This is a genomic window from Mitsuaria sp. MSU3D (assembly GCF_056867975.1).
In genome coordinates this window covers 5,518,972-5,536,320 of record NZ_CP200314.1, presented here as the reverse complement: position 1 = coordinate 5,536,320, position 17,349 = coordinate 5,518,972, and the positions used below count along the sequence as shown (strand labels likewise).

The 17,349-nt window shown below is 68.5% G+C and carries 12 protein-coding genes; 8 read left to right on the top strand and 4 right to left on the bottom strand.

Features of this window, described 5'->3' with window-relative positions; all coding sequences use genetic code 11:
- Positions 1–49 precede the first annotated feature (49 nt).
- Complete coding sequence (locus AC1VNM_RS24355) at positions 50–1,477, bottom strand: aminotransferase-like domain-containing protein (protein WP_483108626.1); 1,428 nt, start codon at positions 1,475–1,477, stop codon at positions 50–52.
- A 225-nt stretch (positions 1,478–1,702) separates the two neighbouring features.
- Here AC1VNM_RS24355 and AC1VNM_RS24350 point away from each other — a divergent pair, with 225 nt between their 5' ends.
- Together AC1VNM_RS24350 and AC1VNM_RS24345 are read left to right on the top strand one after the other, a co-directional pair.
- Positions 1,703–2,638 carry an endonuclease/exonuclease/phosphatase family protein gene (locus AC1VNM_RS24350; protein ID WP_483108625.1) on the top strand — a complete coding sequence of 312 codons (936 nt, stop codon included), beginning with the start codon at positions 1,703–1,705 and terminating at the stop codon, positions 2,636–2,638.
- On the top strand, positions 2,635–3,045 hold the full coding sequence (locus tag AC1VNM_RS24345; protein ID WP_431101367.1) for a hypothetical protein: 411 nt from the start codon (positions 2,635–2,637) through the stop codon (positions 3,043–3,045). Before AC1VNM_RS24350 ends, AC1VNM_RS24345 begins: the two co-directional genes overlap by 4 nt.
- A gap of 204 nt (positions 3,046–3,249) precedes the next feature.
- Here AC1VNM_RS24345 and AC1VNM_RS24340 read toward each other — a convergent pair whose 3' ends face one another.
- Positions 3,250–5,397 carry a sigma-54-dependent Fis family transcriptional regulator gene (locus AC1VNM_RS24340; protein ID WP_483108624.1) on the bottom strand — a complete coding sequence of 716 codons (2,148 nt, stop codon included), beginning with the start codon at positions 5,395–5,397 and terminating at the stop codon, positions 3,250–3,252.
- 271 nt (positions 5,398–5,668) lie between these two features.
- Between AC1VNM_RS24340 and adh the strand changes: the two genes are divergently transcribed.
- Positions 5,669–7,189, top strand: a complete 1,521-nt coding sequence (gene adh / locus AC1VNM_RS24335; RefSeq protein WP_483108623.1) for an aldehyde dehydrogenase — start codon at positions 5,669–5,671, stop codon at positions 7,187–7,189.
- Between the two features lie 129 nt (positions 7,190–7,318).
- On the opposite strand, the gene AC1VNM_RS24330 is transcribed toward adh, so the two are convergent.
- The gene (locus AC1VNM_RS24330; RefSeq protein ID WP_483108622.1) at positions 7,319–8,869 is read right to left on the bottom strand and encodes a methyl-accepting chemotaxis protein; all 1,551 of its coding nucleotides are present in this window, start codon (positions 8,867–8,869) and stop codon (positions 7,319–7,321) included.
- Between the two features lie 189 nt (positions 8,870–9,058).
- On the opposite strand from AC1VNM_RS24330, the gene AC1VNM_RS24325 reads away from it, so the two are divergent.
- The 5 genes from AC1VNM_RS24325 (at position 9,059) to AC1VNM_RS24305 (ending at position 16,711) form a co-directional block, all read left to right on the top strand.
- Entirely contained in the window at positions 9,059–10,159 is a 1,101-nt protein-coding gene (locus AC1VNM_RS24325; protein WP_483108621.1) for a carbohydrate kinase, read from the top strand.
- 101 nt (positions 10,160–10,260) lie between these two features.
- On the top strand, positions 10,261–11,190 hold the full coding sequence (locus AC1VNM_RS24320; RefSeq protein ID WP_483108620.1) for a pseudouridine-5'-phosphate glycosidase: 930 nt from the start codon (positions 10,261–10,263) through the stop codon (positions 11,188–11,190).
- 230 nt (positions 11,191–11,420) lie between these two features.
- Positions 11,421–12,749 carry an efflux RND transporter periplasmic adaptor subunit gene (locus tag AC1VNM_RS24315; protein ID WP_483108619.1) on the top strand — a complete coding sequence of 443 codons (1,329 nt, stop codon included), beginning with the start codon at positions 11,421–11,423 and terminating at the stop codon, positions 12,747–12,749.
- A gap of 69 nt (positions 12,750–12,818) precedes the next feature.
- Complete coding sequence (locus tag AC1VNM_RS24310; protein WP_483108618.1) at positions 12,819–15,950, top strand: efflux RND transporter permease subunit; 3,132 nt, start codon at positions 12,819–12,821, stop codon at positions 15,948–15,950.
- 38 nt (positions 15,951–15,988) lie between these two features.
- On the top strand, positions 15,989–16,711 hold the full coding sequence (locus AC1VNM_RS24305) for a hypothetical protein (RefSeq protein ID WP_483108617.1): 723 nt from the start codon (positions 15,989–15,991) through the stop codon (positions 16,709–16,711).
- Positions 16,712–16,737: 26 nt separating this feature from the next.
- On the opposite strand, the gene AC1VNM_RS24300 is transcribed toward AC1VNM_RS24305, so the two are convergent.
- Positions 16,738–17,346 carry a DNA-3-methyladenine glycosylase I gene (locus tag AC1VNM_RS24300; RefSeq protein WP_483108616.1) on the bottom strand — a complete coding sequence of 203 codons (609 nt, stop codon included), beginning with the start codon at positions 17,344–17,346 and terminating at the stop codon, positions 16,738–16,740.
- Between the last annotated feature and the right edge of the window lie 3 nt (positions 17,347–17,349).

Sequence of the window (17,349 nt, the reverse complement as noted above, 5' to 3'; positions counted from 1 at the left end):
GCCCGACTTGCGCAGGAAGCCAGGCCTGCCTGCTACCGAGTCGATCGTCTCAACAGTTCTGTCGCGCGCACGTGGCGGCCAGCTTGCCGACGGTGATCACCGCCTGCTCGATGTCCTTGGACCACGGCGTGCTGTAGTTCAACCGGATGAAGTGCCGATAGCTGTTGCTCACCGAGAACATGTAGCCGGGCCCGATGGTGATGCCGCGCTCCAGCGCGAGCTCGTAGAGCCGCAATCCATCGATGGCCGGCGGCATTTCCACCCAGAGCACGTAGCCGCCGACGGGCGTCGAGACGCGGGTGCCTTCGGGGAAGAAGCGCAGCACGATCGCGCGCATCAGGTTGGCCTGCTGCGCGAAGGTCTTGCGCAGTCGACGCAGGTGGGCCTCGTAGCCGTCGCGTTCGAGGAAGCGCGCGATGGCGACCTGCGGCAGCGGCGGCGTGGTCAGCGTGTTGAGGAACTTCAGCTTCTCGACCTCGTCGCGATAGCGGCCCGGCAGCGCCCAGCCGATGCGGAAGGTCGACGCCAGCGTCTTCGAAAAGGTGCCGCAGTGCAGGACCAGGCCGCGCGTGTCATAGGCCTTGAGGGTGCTGGGCGCGACGGCGCCGTAGTAGAGCTCGTTGTAGACGCCGTTCTCGATCAGCGGCATGTCGAGCCGCGTCGCGAGCGCGACGAGCGCGCGCTTGCGCTCGTCCGGCATCTGGAAGCCGAGCGGGTTCTGGAAGTTCGGCATCACCATGCAGGCGGCGATCGGCTGCGTCGCGGCGATGGCGGCCAGCGCGTCGACGTCGAGTCCCCGCACCGGATCGGTCGGGATCTCCAGCGCGCGCATGCCCAGGCGCTCGATGGCGTGGAGCATCGCGTAGAAGGTCGGCGTCTCGACGGCGATCACGTCGCCGGGTTTGGCCACGGCCTGCAGGCAGAGGTTGAGCGCCTCGGTCGCACCCATCGTGACGAGGATCTCGGCCGGATCGACGGCCTGGCCCTTGTCGAGGTAGCGACGCGCGATCTGGCGGATCAGCAGCGGATGACCGGGCGGCAGCGCGTCCTTGAGCGTGCGCAGCGCCGGATCCTGGCCGGCGGCGAAGGCGTAGCGGTTGAGCTTCTCGAAGGGGAAGCTGCCGGTATCCGGATACGGCGAGCCCAGCGGCACCGCGTCATGCGCGGCGATCGAGCGCAGCGTGGACAGCACGAGCCGGCTGACGTCGACCGAGGACGAGACGGCGATCGGCCGCGGCGTGGCGGGCGCCTCGAGCTCGGCGGCGCCGGGCTTGATCTGGACGTAGTACCCGGACTGCGGTTTGCTGACGATGAGTCCCCGGCTCTCGAGCAGCACATAAGCGCGCAGCACGGTCGTGACGCTGAGCTGACGCTGCTTGCTGGTCTCTCGCACGGACTGCAGCCGGTCGCCGTGGCGGAAGACGCCACTGCGGATCTGGCGTTCGATGTCGTCGGCGAGCGTCTCGTAGAGCTTCATGGAGCGCGGTTGAGAGTATCCACCGCAGGTATCGGTGGGTGCGCTAGTTTATGAGCGGTATCGAGGCTTGAAAGTCCACCAATTCGAGAGCGCTCCAACGCTGGCATCGCGAATTCCACCCCCGTAGAGTGACTGCCCTCCCCGCGAATTTTCGCAGTGGAGCAGGCGCCGGCGGCCAGGGCTCGGCGATGTGGAACAGACTCTGCCAAGGACATGCTTCGGCCCATGACGCCCGATCCCATTCCGCCCGAGACGGGCCTGCGCATCGCATGGTGGAACACCAAACTCTCGCCGGCGCACGTGGCCGCCACGATCAGCGACGCCGTCGCCCTGGCCGCGGCCGATGTACTGATGCGGCTGATGAACGTGGTTCTGGCCGACATCATCATCCTGGGCGAGATGTCCGACAGCGCCATCGCCGCCCTGCGGGACAAGTGCCCGGATGCGGTCGCCCGCTATACATGGCTGCCGGCCTGCCACCCTGCGGGGAAAAGCCGCTTCTCCGTGTGCGTCTTGAGTCGCAAGGACTACGTGCACGTCCAGTTCCAGGATCCGATCCTGCTCGAAGACGGGAAGTCGGTGACCAAGGTAGGCCTGCGTTTCGCGGTCCGCCTGTGGGACGACAGCCAGTGGATCCATCTCATCGTCTCGCACTGGCCCAGCCGTCTGCACCTGGATCGCCATGACAGTGGACGAACCCACATCGCGGCGTTCCTCCGCCACTGGATCGAGGACAAGATCTTCCGCGGCAGTTCCCATCCGAACATCGTGCTCGTGGGCGACTTCAATGACGAACCCTTCGATGAAGGATTGGAGCGCTATCTGCGTGCCACCAGGGACCACGACAAGATCAAGCGCAATCCGAAGCTCTTCTACAACCCGTTCTGGCGACACCTGAGCTCGTTCGAGCATCGACTGGTCAAACACCATGCCGCTGATCCGGGCACCTACTTCCATCGTGGTGGCAGGGACACCTGGTGGCGGACCTTTGATCAGTTGATCGTCTCTTCCGCAGTGCTCTTCGGCACGTCCGGCTGGCGCCTGGACGAGGCGTCCACGCGTGTCGTCCCTGAAGCCCAGGCCGGCATCGAGATCCGCTCGACGCGACGGATCTTCGATCACCTTCCCATCGTCGGACACATTGAAAGGCAATACCCATGATCGACTTCGACAGCCACATCCGCGCCGGCATCGACAACGCCACCACAGCCGATGGAGAGCTCGCCGAGATCGAGCGCATCCTCGGCAAGCTGGACGAAGCCATCCGCCGCAGCACGTCCGGCAAGGGCAAGCTGTTCGTCGGCAAGTTCCACAACGCCGAAGAAGATGAGGCGATGCGGCTCGCAAGCGTGCCCCTCCGGCTCGTCATCCAGAGCACGGAGGACGACCGTGACGGACGAGTCATCGCGGGTTGGGAGACCGGCTCGAACGGTGGATACGCCACGCACCTGGTCTACGAGTTCCAAAGCCTTTACTGCGGCGATGGCGACGAGTTGCTGGAAGAGCTGGGCAACCTTCTCGAAACGGCCCGCGTCGGTCGCGCGATCCAGTACTTCGCCAACCGGTGAGCCCAAAAGACGAAGGCGGACATCCTTTCGAATGTCCGCCTTACCCATTGACGTCCGGCTTGCGCCTCTGCGGATCCACCACCAGAAACCCGGACCGCATGAACGAAAGAATACGCAGCGGCCGTCGATCCCGGAAGGCGGGTTCACCCCATCGCGGCTTCGGCGGATGGCTGATGCGCGCGTCAGGCGATGCCCTACTCCGCCCTACGCGTCAGGCTCCTTGAGCAGCCGGTACAGCGTGTTGCGCCCGATGCCCAGCCGCCGCGCGGCTTCCGAATGGTTGCCGTCGCAGTCGGCGAGGACACGGCGGGCGTGGGCCCGGGACTGGGCTCGCAGCATCGCCGGCGCGGTGTCCGTTATGGCGTCCGTTGTGGCGTCTGTTGCGGCGTCTGTTGCGGAGACTCTCCGCGGCGACGCGCCCGATCGCGCCGCCGCCGAGGTCGACGTCCGCGCCGCGACCGGGACCAGCACCGGGATGACCAGGCGCTCGTCCTGGTCGAGGTCCTCGACGAGATCATCCGGCAGATGCCCGCGCCGGATCACCGACTCGCCAGGTTCCATCAGCGCGCAGGCGATGCGCAGCGCCTGCTCCAGCTGGCGCACGTTGCCGGGCCAGCGGTAGGCCGCCAGCTCGTGCGCCAACGGTGGATCGAGCACCACCCGCCGCATCGGCTCCAACGCGGACAGCAGGCGCTCCACCAGCACCGGCAGGTCCTGCCGCTCCCGCAGCGGCGGCAGGCACAGCGTGAGCCCGTTGAGCCGGTAATAGAGGTCCTCGCGGAACAGCCCCTGCGCGACCAGCGGTCGCAGCGGGCGGTGACTCGCGCCGATCAGCTGGAAGTCCACCTGCACCGACGGCCCGCCGCCCAGCGGCTGCACCTGCCGATCCTGCAGCACGCGTAGCAGCCGCGCCTGCAGCGGCAAGGGCATGTCGCCGATCTCATCGAGGAACAAGGTGCCGCCGTGCGCCTCGCGCAAACGCCCTGGCGCGCCCTCGCGCGACGCCCCGGTGAACGCGCCAGGCCGGTAGCCGAAGAGCTCCGCCTCGATCAAGGACTCCGGCAGCGCGGCGCAGTTCACCGCCACGTACGATCGACCGCGGCGCGGACCGCTGTCGTGCACCGCGCGGGCGAACAGGTCCTTGCCAACGCCCGACTCGCCCTGCAGCAGCAGCGGGATCGGCTTGTCGAGCACCCGCCGCGCCCGGACGACCGCCTGATGCATCGCCGCGTCACCGAGGTCCAGCGCCTGCAAGGCGTCTTCCACCGACAAGGCTCGAAACGCGGACTCGACGCCCGGATGCGTCGCGACGATCGTGCCCCGCGACACGTCCGTCGAGGAACGGGCGAGGACGTCGGCATCGACCACCGCCGGAGGCGCGCTGGCAGCATTCGATGCCGGCGGCGCGGGATGTCGCCATCCGCGCGGCGCCAACAGCCGCATCCACAGCGGCGGAGCGTCCTCGCGATGCAGCAGCCGCGCGCCCTCCCCATCCTGTCGCGCCCAGTCCATCAACTCGGCCCATCGCAGCGGCAGCACCGACTCCAGCGGACTCGGTCGCGCCGCGTCTGTCCCGAGCCACGCCTGCGCCGCCGCGTTGCAGCCCAGGATCCAGCCGTCCTCGCTCAGCGCGAGCAGCCCCTCCGTCGGCGTGCCCAGTCCCTCGGGCTGGATGTGGATCTGCAGACGCAGTCCATCCGCGTGCCGCGTCTGGAACAGGCGGTGTTCCACCATCCGCGCCGCCGAGCGCACCAGCGCCAGCGTGTGCCGCTGGAAGCCGTGCTGCTCGCCGGAGAGGTCCAGCACGCCGAGCACGCGCCCTTGCGGATCGCGGATCGGCGCCGCCGTGCAGCTGAGGAAGGCGTTGCGCTCCAGGAAGTGCTCGCCGCCGAGCACCGACACCGGCCGCTGCTCCACCAGCGCGGTCCCGATCGCGTTCGTGCCCCGCCAGCGCTCGTCCCAGATCGCGCCGGGCCGCAGTGCGACCCGCTGCGCGCGATCGACGAAGCGGCCGTCCCCCAGCGCCCCGAGCAGCAGCCCCTGCGCGTCGGCCAGGATCACGAGGCCGTCGCCGTCGCGGGTCTGCTCGAAGAGGTCCTCCATCACCGGCCTCGCGTGGGCGACCAGCTCATGCTGGCGCTCCAACGCCCGTCGCAACTGCGCGCCCGACGCGTGCGGCGCGCCCGGCGGCCGTCCGACCGGGCTCAGGCCGAAATCGCGGCTGCGAAGCCAGCTGCGGCTCAGCCCTTCGTCGAGCGTCGCGACGCTGAGCCGGCCCGTGTCCAGCAGCTCGCGCCGCGCCGCGCGCAGCAGTCGCGGCGCCATGGCGGCGTCGCTCGGGGTTTTCACCATGCCGTTGTCTCCTTGGGCGCTGGGTGCGCGCTCATCGGGTCTTGCCCGCCGGTTTGAACCGGTCTCGACACCCCGGGTGTTCCATTCCGGAACACCTGTGCCGCCGATGACGTGCCTGCGCCATGCCGGACCGATCCTGACCAAAGCCAGCCGGATTGGGAAGAGGCATTCCGCCCATCAGGCAGGGTCTTCGGCGCGAAGGCGGCGTTGGCACGGCCCATGCAATACGCCCCTGGGCGTCCCTCGCCTCAACAACCACGGAGACAACACCATGATCTACGCCAAGCCCAACGCGGCCGGCGCGCCGCTGCAGTTCAAGAAGCGCTACGACAACTTCATCGGCGGCCAATGGACCGCGCCGCGCGACGGCCAGTACTTCGACGTGATCACGCCCATCACCGGGCAGGTCTACACGCAGGCGGCGCGATCGACCGCCGCCGACATCGAGCTCGCGCTGGACGCCGCGCATGCCGCCGCCGAGAAGTGGGGCGCCACGCCCGCGGCCGAGCGCGCCAACGTGCTGCTGCGCATCGCCGACCGCATCGAGCAGAACCTCGAGCTGCTCGCCTACGCGGAGACCGTCGACAACGGCAAGCCGATGCGCGAGACGCTGAACGCCGACCTGCCGCTGGCGGTCGACCACTTCCGCTACTTCGCCGGCTGCCTGCGGGCGCAGGAGGGTGCGCTCAGCGAGATCGACGCCAACACCATCGCGTACCACTTCCATGAGCCGCTGGGCGTTGTCGGCCAGATCATCCCGTGGAACTTCCCCCTCCTGATGGCGGCCTGGAAGCTGGCGCCGGCGCTGGGCGCGGGCAACGCGGTCGTGCTCAAGCCGGCCGAGTCGACGCCGATCAGCATCCTGCTGCTGGCCGAGCTCGTCGCCGACCTGCTGCCGCCGGGCGTGCTCAACATCGTCAACGGCTACGGCAAGGAAGCCGGCATGCCGCTCGCACAGAGCAAGCGCATCGCCAAGATCGCGTTCACGGGCTCGACCGCGACGGGCCGCGTCATCGCGCAGGCGGCGGCGACCAACCTGATCCCGGCCACGCTGGAGCTGGGCGGCAAGAGCCCGAACGTCTTCTTCCCCGACATCGCCGCGCAGGACGACGACCTGTTCGACAAGGCGATCGAGGGGCTGGTGCTCTTCGCGTTCAACCAGGGCGAGGTCTGCACCTGCCCGTCGCGCGCGCTGATCCACGAATCGATCTACGACAAGTTCATCGCCCGCGCGATCGACCGCGTGAAGGCCATCAAGCAGGGCAACCCGCTGGACACCGACACGATGATGGGCGCGCAGGCCTCGTCGATGCAACTGGACAAGATCCTGTCCTACCTCGAGATCGGCAAGCAGGAGGGGGCGCAGTGCCTCATCGGCGGTGGACGCGCGCAGCTGGGCGGCGATCTGGCCGGCGGCTACTACATCGAGCCCACGCTCTTCAAGGGCACCAACGACATGCGGATCTTCCGCGAGGAGATCTTCGGCCCCGTGCTGGCGGTGACGACCTTCAAGACCGAGGAGGAGGCGCTGCGCATCGCCAACGACACGCCGTACGGGCTGGGCGCGGGCGTGTGGTCGCGCGACATCAACACGGCCTTCCGCATGGGCAAGGGCATCAAGGCCGGCCGTGTGTGGACCAACTGCTATCACGCCTACCCGGCGCACGCGACCTTCGGCGGCTACAAGGAATCCGGCATCGGTCGCGAGACCCACAAGATGATGCTGGACCACTATCAGCAGACGAAGAACCTGCTCGTCAGCTACTCCCCGAAGAAGCTCGGGTTCTTCTGACGGAGTCCTAAGTCCAAAGGCCCGCGGGCAGCGAGCGCGCGTGGGGCCGGAATGTCGCTGGGGGTTCCCGGAGGGACGCCCCCTGCGACGTGGAGTGCCCGCGCTTGTCCGCCCGCAGTCGGTCTCCGCTCAGCTCATCCGAAACACGGCCACGGCTTGAACCAGCTGCGTGGCCTGTTTCTCGAGGGAATCGCTCGCCCCGGCGGACCGCTGCACCAGGGCCGCGTTCTGCTGGGTCGTGCGATCGAGTTCGCTGACCGCCTGACTGACCTGGGAGATCCCGGTCGCCTGCTCACGCGTCGCATTGCCGATCGTCGAGATGAGCGCCGAGACGCGCTTCACCTGCTCGACGATCTCGTGCATCGCCTTGCTGGCCTCGTCGACCTGACGGCCGCCGGCCTCGACGCGCTCGACGCTCTCCCCGATCAGCTGCTTGATCTCCTTGGCCGCCGCGGCGCTGCGTTGTGCCAGCGAGCGCACCTCGCTCGCGACCACCGCGAACCCGCGTCCCTGCTCGCCGGCGCGTGCCGCCTCGACCGCCGCGTTCAGCGCCAGGATGTTGGTCTGGAAGGCGATCCCGTCGATGACGCCGATGATGTCGGCGATCCGCTTGCTGGACGTCGTGATGCCGGCCATGGTCTCGTTGACGTGACGGACCACCTCGCCGCCCTGCGCGGCCGCGACGCTCGCGCCCTGCGCGAGATCTTCGGCCTGGCGTGCGGCGTCGGCGTTGCTGCGCACGGTGGCGCTCATCTCCTCCATCGACGCGGCCGTCTGCTGCAGGCTCGCCGAGGCCTGCTCGGTGCGCGAGCTGATCTCGTTGTTGCCGTTGAGGATGTCCCCGCTGGACGACTGCACCGTCACCACCTGCGCCGCCACGTCGTCGATGACCCAGCGGAACATCAGGCCCAGCTGGTTGAGCGAGCGCAGCGCCATGCCGACCTCGTCGACGCGGTCCATCTGCAGCGGCTCGCGCGTGTCGCCGCTGGCGACGCGCTTCGCATGCCGCGCCAGCGATTCCATCGGCGCCACGATCTGCGCCTGCAGGAACCCCATCGCGAGCAGCGAGACGACCACGAGGGCGCCGATCCACGTCGCCGCGACGGCCAGCGTGGCCGCGCTCATCCACACGGACAGGATCGCCGCGATCATCAGCGCGATCACCGGCAGCCGCACGCGCCAGCGCACCGGCATCGTCTTCATCATCGAGGTCCACGCCATCGCGCCCTGGCGCACCACGACGCCTTTGTGGATGCGCAGGTGCTTCGCGCGGCCTTCGCGCATGTCGGCGTAGAGGCGCTCCGCGCCGGCGATCTCCTCGGCCGACGGCCGCGTGCGCACCGACATGTAGGCCACCGGCTGGCCGTTGCGCATCACCGGTGTCGCGTTCGCGCGGACCCAGTAATGGTCGCCGTTCTTGCGCCGGTTCTTCACCAGCCCGGTCCAGGACTCGCCGGCCTGCAGCGTCTGCCACATGTCGCCGAAGGCCTCGGGCGGCATGTCGGGATGCCGGACGATGTTGTGGGGCTGGCCGAGCAACTCCTCCGTCGTGAAGCCGCTGGCCTCGACGAAAGCCTCGTTGGCGTAGGTGACCCGACTCTTCGTGTCCGTCGTGGACATCAGCGTCGCGTCGGCGGGGAAGTCGTACTGGCGCTGGGTGACGGGCAAGTTCTTCCGCATGGCGTCCTCCTTGACTGTTTGATGCGGTGCGCTTCCCGCCGTGTGCCGGTCTGTGGAAGCGCGTTGAGCGTATGAAAAGTTCGCTTATCGCGCGACCCCTTCATATCAACACCAGCAGCGAATGACAAATGTTTTAATGAAAGACATTTGTTTGATCATGCATAGGCTGACGCTCTAGAATCACGCGCCATGACGCCTCCCAAGGAACTTTCCTCGAAGGAACAGCTGCTGGCCTTGGTCGAAGCCAACCCCTTCATCGGCCAGCAAGAGCTGGCGGACCAACTCGGCCTGTCGCGCTCCGCCGTGGCCGGCCACCTGGGGCAGTTGACCCGCGAGGGCCGCATCCTCGGCCGCGCCTACGTGCTGCCGCAGCGCCAGCCCATCGTCTGCATCGGCGGCACGAACCTGGACCGCAAGCTGCGCGCCGTCGGCCCGCTGCGCATGGGCAGCTCGAACCCGGCACGGCAGCATGAATCGGCGGGCGGCGTCGCCCGCAACATCGCGGAGAACCTGGCGAGGCTCGGCCTGCCGGTCCACCTGCTGACCGCCGTCGGACGCGATGCCGCAGGGCAGACGCTGCTGGCGCAGCTGCAGGGGCTGGGCGTCGATTGCGCCGGTTGCCTGCAGGCTTCCGACGCGGCGACGGGCAGCTACACGGCGGTGCTCGATCCCGACGGCGAGCTGGTGCTGGCGCTCGCGCACATGGAGTTGACGGACCGGCTCGATCCTGCCTTCCTGCGCCAGACCGCGCCGCAGCGGGCGCCGGCACGCTGGCTGGTCGCCGACCTGAACCTGCCTCGCGAGACGCTCGACGAGTTGCGCGCCGAAGCGCGGCTGCGCGGCCAGCGCCTGCTGCTGGTGGCCGTGTCGGAACCGAAGATGGCGCGGCTGGGCGCCGATCTGCGCGGTGTCGAATTGCTGGTGCTCAACCGCGGCGAGTTGCAGGCGCTGTCGGGCCGGGCCCTGCCAGACGACGACGCCTTGCATGCCGCGTGGCGATCGTTGCGGGAAGCCGGCCTGCAACGGCTCGTGATCAGCGACGGCGCGGACGGCGTCCGTTTCTCCGACGGTGACGCGCTCGTCCTGCTCCCCGCGCCGCCGCTGGATCCGGCGTCGATCCGCGAGGTCACCGGCGCCGGCGACGCGATGACCGCCGGCATCGTCGCCGCGTTGCACCGCGACCCCGACGACCTGCGCGGCGCCTGCGCGTTCGGCCTGCGGCTGGCGGCGCTGACGCTGCAGAGCGACGCCACCGTCAGCGAGGCGCTGAGCCCGGCATTGCTCGTCTGAGCCCGAGCGTCGCGCGCACGAATCCCAATCCCAATCCCAATCCCAATCCCAATCCCAATCCGAGTCCGAGACCCCTCAGGCTCGAATCCAAGAGAGAACCCATGAGCACGCAAGACCTGATCGACCAGAACCTCATCGACTTCTCGCCTGAGGTGGCGGCCGCGCGGGCGCAGGGCCGTCCGCTGGTGGCGCTGGAGTCCACGATCATTTCCCACGGCATGCCCTACCCGCAGAACGTGCAGACGGCGCGCGAGGTCGAGGCCCTCGTGCGCGAACACGGCGGGGTGCCCGCGACGATCGCGGTGCTGGACGGGAAGATCCGCGTCGGCCTCAACGACGCGCAGCTCGAGCTGCTCGGCCAGTCCCCGGACGCGATGAAGCTGAGCCGCCGCGACCTGCCTTTCGCGCTCGCGACCGGCCGCGTCGGTGCCACGACGGTGGCCGCGACGATGATCTGCGCCCGCCTGGCCGGCATCGAGGTCTTCGTCACCGGCGGCATCGGCGGCGTGCACCGCGGCGCGGAGACGTCCTTCGACATCTCCGCCGATCTGCAGGAACTGGCCCGCACGCCGGTGGCCGTGGTCTGCGCGGGCGCCAAGAGCATCCTCGACCTGGCGCTGACGCTGGAGTACCTGGAGACGCACGGCGTGCCGGTGCTGTCCGTGGGGCAGGAGAACTTCGCCGCGTTCTACACGCGCGACAGCGGCCTGAAGGCGGACTTCCGCATCGACGCGCCGGCCGACCAGGCGCGTTTCCTGCGGACGAAATGGGCGCTCGGGCTGAGCGGCGGCGCGGTGATCAGCAACCCGGTTCCGGCGGCGCATGAGATGCCGCGCGCCGTCATCGACGGCTTCGTGGAGCAGGCGCTCGCGGAAGCCTCTGCGCAGGGCATCAGCGGCAAGGCCGTCACGCCCTACCTGCTCGCCCGCATCAAGGACCTGAGCGGCGGCGCCAGCCTCGTCACCAACATCGCGCTGGTGAAGCACAACGCCGTCGTCGGCGCGGCGCTCGCCAAGGCGCTCGCACTCTGACGGCCGCTGGCCCTCACCCCTTCCCTCTCCCGCAAGCGGGAGAGGGTGACAAGCTCCTTTCAGCCATCTCCGAAAACGTTCCTTCACGCTCCAATCGCACAGGTTTTCCTCCCGCTCGCGCAGGATTAACCTGAACGAAACAATCATCGAAAGAGCCGGACTTAACCTTCCGCGCCCTCAGGGAGCTTTGCAAAGCGCGCCCTGGATGACTGTCGTTGGAGAACGTGTTCATGCGCCGCAAGCCCCTTGTCCTGTCATTGATCGTCGTCCTGCTCATCGCGGGCGGAGGCTGGTGGTGGAAGTCCCGGGCGGCCTCGCGCGAAGGCGGCGAGGCAGGACCCGCCGCGGCCGCGCGCGGCGCGACCGGAGCGTCGGGCCCCGCCGGCACGCAGACCGTCGGCGTGGTCACCGCGCAGCGCCGCGACGTCCCGGTCACCGTCGAGGCCTCCGGCACCGTCACGCCGATCAACCAGGTCGACCTCCGCGCCCAGACCACCTCGACGATCCGCGACGTGCTGGTCCACGACGGCCAGACGGTCACCAAGGGTCAGGTCTTGTTCCGCTTCGACGAGCGCGCGGACCGCGCCAACCTCGACAAGGCGCGGGCCCAGCTCGCTCGCGACAAGGCCAGCCTCGGCGACCTGCAGCGCCAGTACGAACGCGCCAAGGACCTGCTGGCGCAGAACTTCGTCGCGCAGAGCGCCCTGGACACCGCGCTGGCCAGCCTGCAAGGCGGCCGCAGCCTGGTGGACGCGGACGCCGCCGCGGTGGAATCCGCCGCCGTCGCGCTGAGCTACAACGAGATCCGCGCGCCCTTCTCCGGCCGCGCCGGCGCCGTGAACGTCTGGCCCGGCAGCCTGGTCCAGGCCAGCGCGACCGGCACGCCGCTGGTCAACATCGTCCAGATCGATCCCATCGCCATCAGCTTCAACCTGCCCGAGACGGAACTCGCGCCCGTGCTCGACGCGATGCGTCCCGCCGCCACGGGCGCCCAGGTCACGCCGCCCGAGGTGCAGGTCGTCCTGCCGACCATCGAAGGCGGCCCTTCCCGGAAAGACAGCAAGGGCGGCAAGTCCGTCGAATCGGTCGCCCACGGCAAGCTCACCTTCGTCGACAACCTCGTCGACGCGACCACCGGCACCATCAAGCTGAAGGCCGAGTTCACGAACGACGCGCAGAAGCTCTGGCCCGGCCAGTACCTGCGCGTGCGCATGACGCTGCGCAGCATGAAGGACGCGGTCGTGATCCCGCAGGCCGCGATCATCCTGCGCGGCAGCGACCGCCAGGTCTACGTCGTCGGCCCCGACAAGACCGCCCAGCTCAAGCCGGTGAAGCTGCGCTACGCCTTCGGCGAGATGGCCGTGGTCGACGGCGTCGACGCGGGCGCGACCGTGGTGCTCGACGGCAAGCAGAACCTGCGGCCCGGCACGCCGCTGCGCACGCAGCCCGCCGCCGTCGATCCGGCCGCCGCCGCGCGCCTGGCCGCCGCCGCGCGTCTGGCCGCGGCCTCGGCCGCCGCGGGCGGTGGCGCCTCCGGTGCCGACGTCGCCGCGCCCTGATCCGGCCGTCCGGCCCACGCCTTCGACGCCCCTGACGTCCCGACGCCTTCAGCCCCCGCGGAAGCTGCCATGAATCTCACCGAACTCTTCATCCGCCGGCCGGTCATGACCGTGCTGCTGAACGTCGCGCTGGTCGTCGCCGGCATCGCCGCGTGGAGCCGCATCCCGGTCGCCGCGCTGCCCAGCTTCAACACGCCGGTCATCAACGTGCAGGCCACGCTCCCCGGCGCCAGCCCCGAGACGATGGCCTCGTCCGTCGCGCTGCCACTGGAGAAGCAGTTCTCGACGATCGCCGGCATCACGACGATCTCCTCGACCAACACGCTGGGCAACAGCTCGCTGACGCTGGAGTTCGACTCCGCGCGCGACATCGACGCCGCCGCGGTCGACGTGCAGGCTGCGCTGTTCCGCTCGCTGCGGGCGCTGCCGGTCGAGATGACGACGCCGCCGTCCTACCGCAAGGTCAACCCGGCCGACGCGCCGGTGCTGCTGGTGGCGCTGACCTCCCCGTCGATCAACCTGTCCGAGCTCAACGACTACGCCGAAAACCTGATCACCCCCAGCCTGTCGACGATCGACGGCGTGGCGCAGGTCTCCATCTACGGCCAGAAGCGCTTCGCGGTGCGCATCAAGGCGCGCAACGAGCTGCTCCAGCAGCGCAACATCACGCTCGACGAGCTGCAGGCCGCCGTCAAGGGCGCCAACGCCAACACGCCGGTCGGCACGCTGGACGGCGCGCGCCAGACGCTGACCATCCAGGCCAACAAGCAGCTGCGCGACGCCAACGCCTTCGGCGGCATCGTCGTGGCCACGCGCAACGGCGCGCCGGTGTTCCTGCGCGACGTGGCCGACGTCGAGGACAGCTACGAGACCGTCAAGTCCTTTTCCAACTTCAACGGCGAGCGCTCCATCGTGCTGGCCGTGCAGCGCCAGCCCGACGCCAACACGGTGAAGGTCGTCGACGCGGTGAAGGCGATGCTGCCGCGCTTCGCCGCGCAGCTGCCGGCGTCGGTGCAGATGAGCACGCTCAACGACCGCTCGGTGTCCATCCGCGAAGGCCTGCACGACGTCTACTTCACGCTGGCGCTGACGGTGGCGCTGGTCGTGATGGTGATCTTCCTGTTCCTGCGCCGCATGGTCGCGACGCTGATCCCGACGCTGTCGCTGCCGATCTCGCTGATCGGCGCGGTGACGCTGCTGTTCGCGCTGGGCTACAGCCTGGACAACATCTCGCTGCTCGGGATCACGCTGGCCGTGGGCCTGGTGGTCGACGACGCGATCGTGATGCTGGAGAACATCTACCGCCACGTCGAGGACGGCATGGCGCCCTTCGACGCCGCCATCCGCGGCGCGCGCGAGATGGCGTTCACCATCATGTCGATCTCGATCTCGCTGATCGCGGTGCTGATCCCGATCTTCTTCATGCCGGGCGTCATCGGCCTGCTGTTCCACGAGTTCGCGGTCGTCGTGTCGCTGGCGATCGGCGTATCGGCGGGGGTGTCGCTGACGCTGGTGCCGATGCTGTGCAGCCGCTTCCTCAGCAGCCACCACGAGGTCGAGGAGAACGCGCTCGGCCGCACGTTCGAGGCCGGCTTCGGCTGGGTGCTGAGCAAGTACACCGCGTCGCTGGACTGGGCACTGGCGCGCCGCTGGGTCGTCGGCGTGGTGGCGCTCGCCACCTTCATCGCCAGCGCGTGGCTCTGGATCGTCATCCCCAAGGGCTTCTTCCCGGAAGAGGACATCGGCCAGATCCAGGCCAGCACCGAAGCGGCCGAGGACATCTCCTTCGCCGCGATGACGGTGCTGCAGGAACGCGTCGCGCAGATCGTGCAGGACGATCCGTCGGTGTCGTCGGTGTCCGCCGCGGTGGGCGGCGGCGGGGGCGGCGGCAACGTCAACACGGGGCGCCTCTTCATCAACCTGAAGTCGCGCGGCGAGCGTCCCCCGATGCCGCAGGTGCTGGAGCAGTTGCGCAAGAAGCTGCGCGGCGTGCCCGGCATCGCGGTCTACCTGCGACCGGTGCAGAACCTGCAGCTCGGCGGGCGGCAGTCCAAGAGCCGCTACCAGTTCACGCTGCAGTCGGTCAGTACCGGCGAGCTCAACACCTGGGCCGTGAAGCTGCAGGACAAGCTGCGCAACGACCCGGTGTTCCGCGACGTCACCAGCGACTCGCAGCTGCGCGGGCTGCAGGCCAACCTCGTGATCGACCGCGAGCGCGCGACGCTGCTGGGCGTGCAGATGCAGGATCTGCGCAACGCGCTGTATTCGGCCTTCGGCGAACGCCAGGTCTCCAGCATCTACGCGGAGAGCAACACCTACCAGGTGATCATGGAAGCGACCGACAGCGACCGCCTCAGCGAGGACGCCTTCGACAAGATCTACCTGCGCGGCAAGAACAACACGATGGTGCCGCTGACGGCCTTCGCGAGCGTGAAGCGCGAGCTCGGCCCCACGGCGGTGAACCACCAGGGCCAGCTGCAGGCGATCACGCTGAGCTTCAACCTCGCGCCGGACGTGCCGCTGGGCACGGCCACGGGCAAGATCGACCAGTTCACGAAGGAGATCGGCCTGCCGCCGTCCATCATCACCAGCTACGGCGGCGACGCGGCGGTGTTCAAGGACTCGCAGGGCGGACAGCTGCTGCTGATCGTGCTGGCGATCGCGGTGATCTACGTGCTGCTGGGCGTGCTCTACGAGAGCTACATCCATCCGCTGACCATCCTGGCGGGGCTGCCGTCAGCGGCGGTGGGCGCGCTGCTGACGCTGCAGCTCGCGGGCATGGAGCTGACGATCATCGCGACCATCGGCATCCTGATGCTGGTGGGCATCGTCAAGAAGAACGCGATCATGATGATCGACTTCGCGCTCGACGCGCAGCGCAACGGCGGCATGACGCCGCAGCAGGCGATCCGCGAGGCCTGCATCCTGCGCTTCCGCCCGATCATGATGACGACGCTGGCCGCGCTGATGGGCGCGCTGCCGATCGCGCTGGGCCTCGGCGCCGGCGCGGAACTGCGCCAGCCGCTGGGACTGGCGGTGGTCGGCGGACTGGTCCTGTCGCAGGCGGTGACGCTCTACATCACGCCGGTGATCTACCTGGCGCTGGACCGCTTCAGCGGTAAGGGGCCGGATACGCGGGAGGTGGAGCACACGCGACTGACGGAACATCCGGCGCAGCCAGCTCCCGGCCACGCGGACTGACCGCGAGACGAGGCGTCTGTAAAACGAACTTTGAACATTTGTGGATCGGCATCAACTCAGTTGTCATGTCAATCCAACGCACCAACCCCACCTCATCTTCCCTATCGCCTCCGTCGCTCGCACCCGATCCGCAGTCGGCAGCGTCGTGGCCCACAGACCAGGCCTTTGCCGCACATCTTCAGAATCTGAAATTCTTCCCCGCCGGCGCGAGCCGCTCGCCATCCGCAGTTCTACAGACGGAACACATCTACGACCTTGCTTCGCCCATCAAGCGATTCGTGGACGCGTCCGAGCCGCCCCCCAACAGCTTCGTCCTGCAAGACAGGGTGGCGATGATCGCGGCTGCCGTTCGCAACGGGGATCTGCCCGTGGAACATGCTCGACGCCTCCTGGTACCGAGCGAACCTTCGTGGCTGACCAGCTTGAACACATCGTGGCGCATCCGTCTGGCGCATGACACGCTTCAGACCCTCACAAGAGCTTCCGTATTGAGCGACGGGACGGCGACCGCCGCCAGCCAATCGCTGTTACGGGGGCTGCTCGAGACCGAAGGGAACTCGCCGAGCGAGGTGCTACTCAGCATGGCCCTGTTCGACAAGGTCTCGTGGCTGCCACCTCTCGACGGCCAGAGGGCCATCCTGGCCAGTCGTATGGTCGACTTCATGTACCAGATGCAATTCACCGAGGCCGAGATCGGCCAGGTCAGCACTGTCCCTCGCAAGAAGGCGCCGCCGTTCCCACTGGCTTCGCAACCCGCATGACCTGACCCCTCGCCACGCCCGCCGGCTCAGCCTGGCGGGTTGAAGCGCCGACGTGCCAGCGCCGCCGCATCGCGTCCGATGCACCCCGGCGCGTGATCGTTGATCAGCCCCATCGCCTGCATGAACGCATAGACCGTCGTCGGGCCGACGAACTTCCAGCCGCGTTTCTTCAATTCCTTGGACAGTCGGATCGACGTCTCCGACGTCGCCCTCACATCGCCGCCCTCCTCCGGATCCTCGAAGCGCCAGAAGAACGCGGCCAGCGAGCCGGCATCCTTCTGGAGCTCGAGCGCGCGGGACGCGTTGTGGATCGCCGCCTCGATCTTGCCGCGATGACGCACGATGCCCTCGTCCGCGAGCAGTCGCGCCATGTCGGCCTCGCCGAACTTCGCGACCTTGGCGATCTCGAACTGCTTGAAGGCCTTCCGGAAGTTCTCGCGCTTCGCGAGGATCGTCCGCCACGACAACCCCGACTGGAACCCCTCCAGGCAGAGCTTCTCGAACAGTCGCCGGTCCTCGTCGACCGGGTAGCCCCATTCGTTGTCGTGGTAGTCGCGGTACATGTCGAAGCCGGGCGCCTCGCACCACTTGCATCGCCATTGGCCGTCCGGGCCTTGCGCCAATCGTTCCGTCATCAC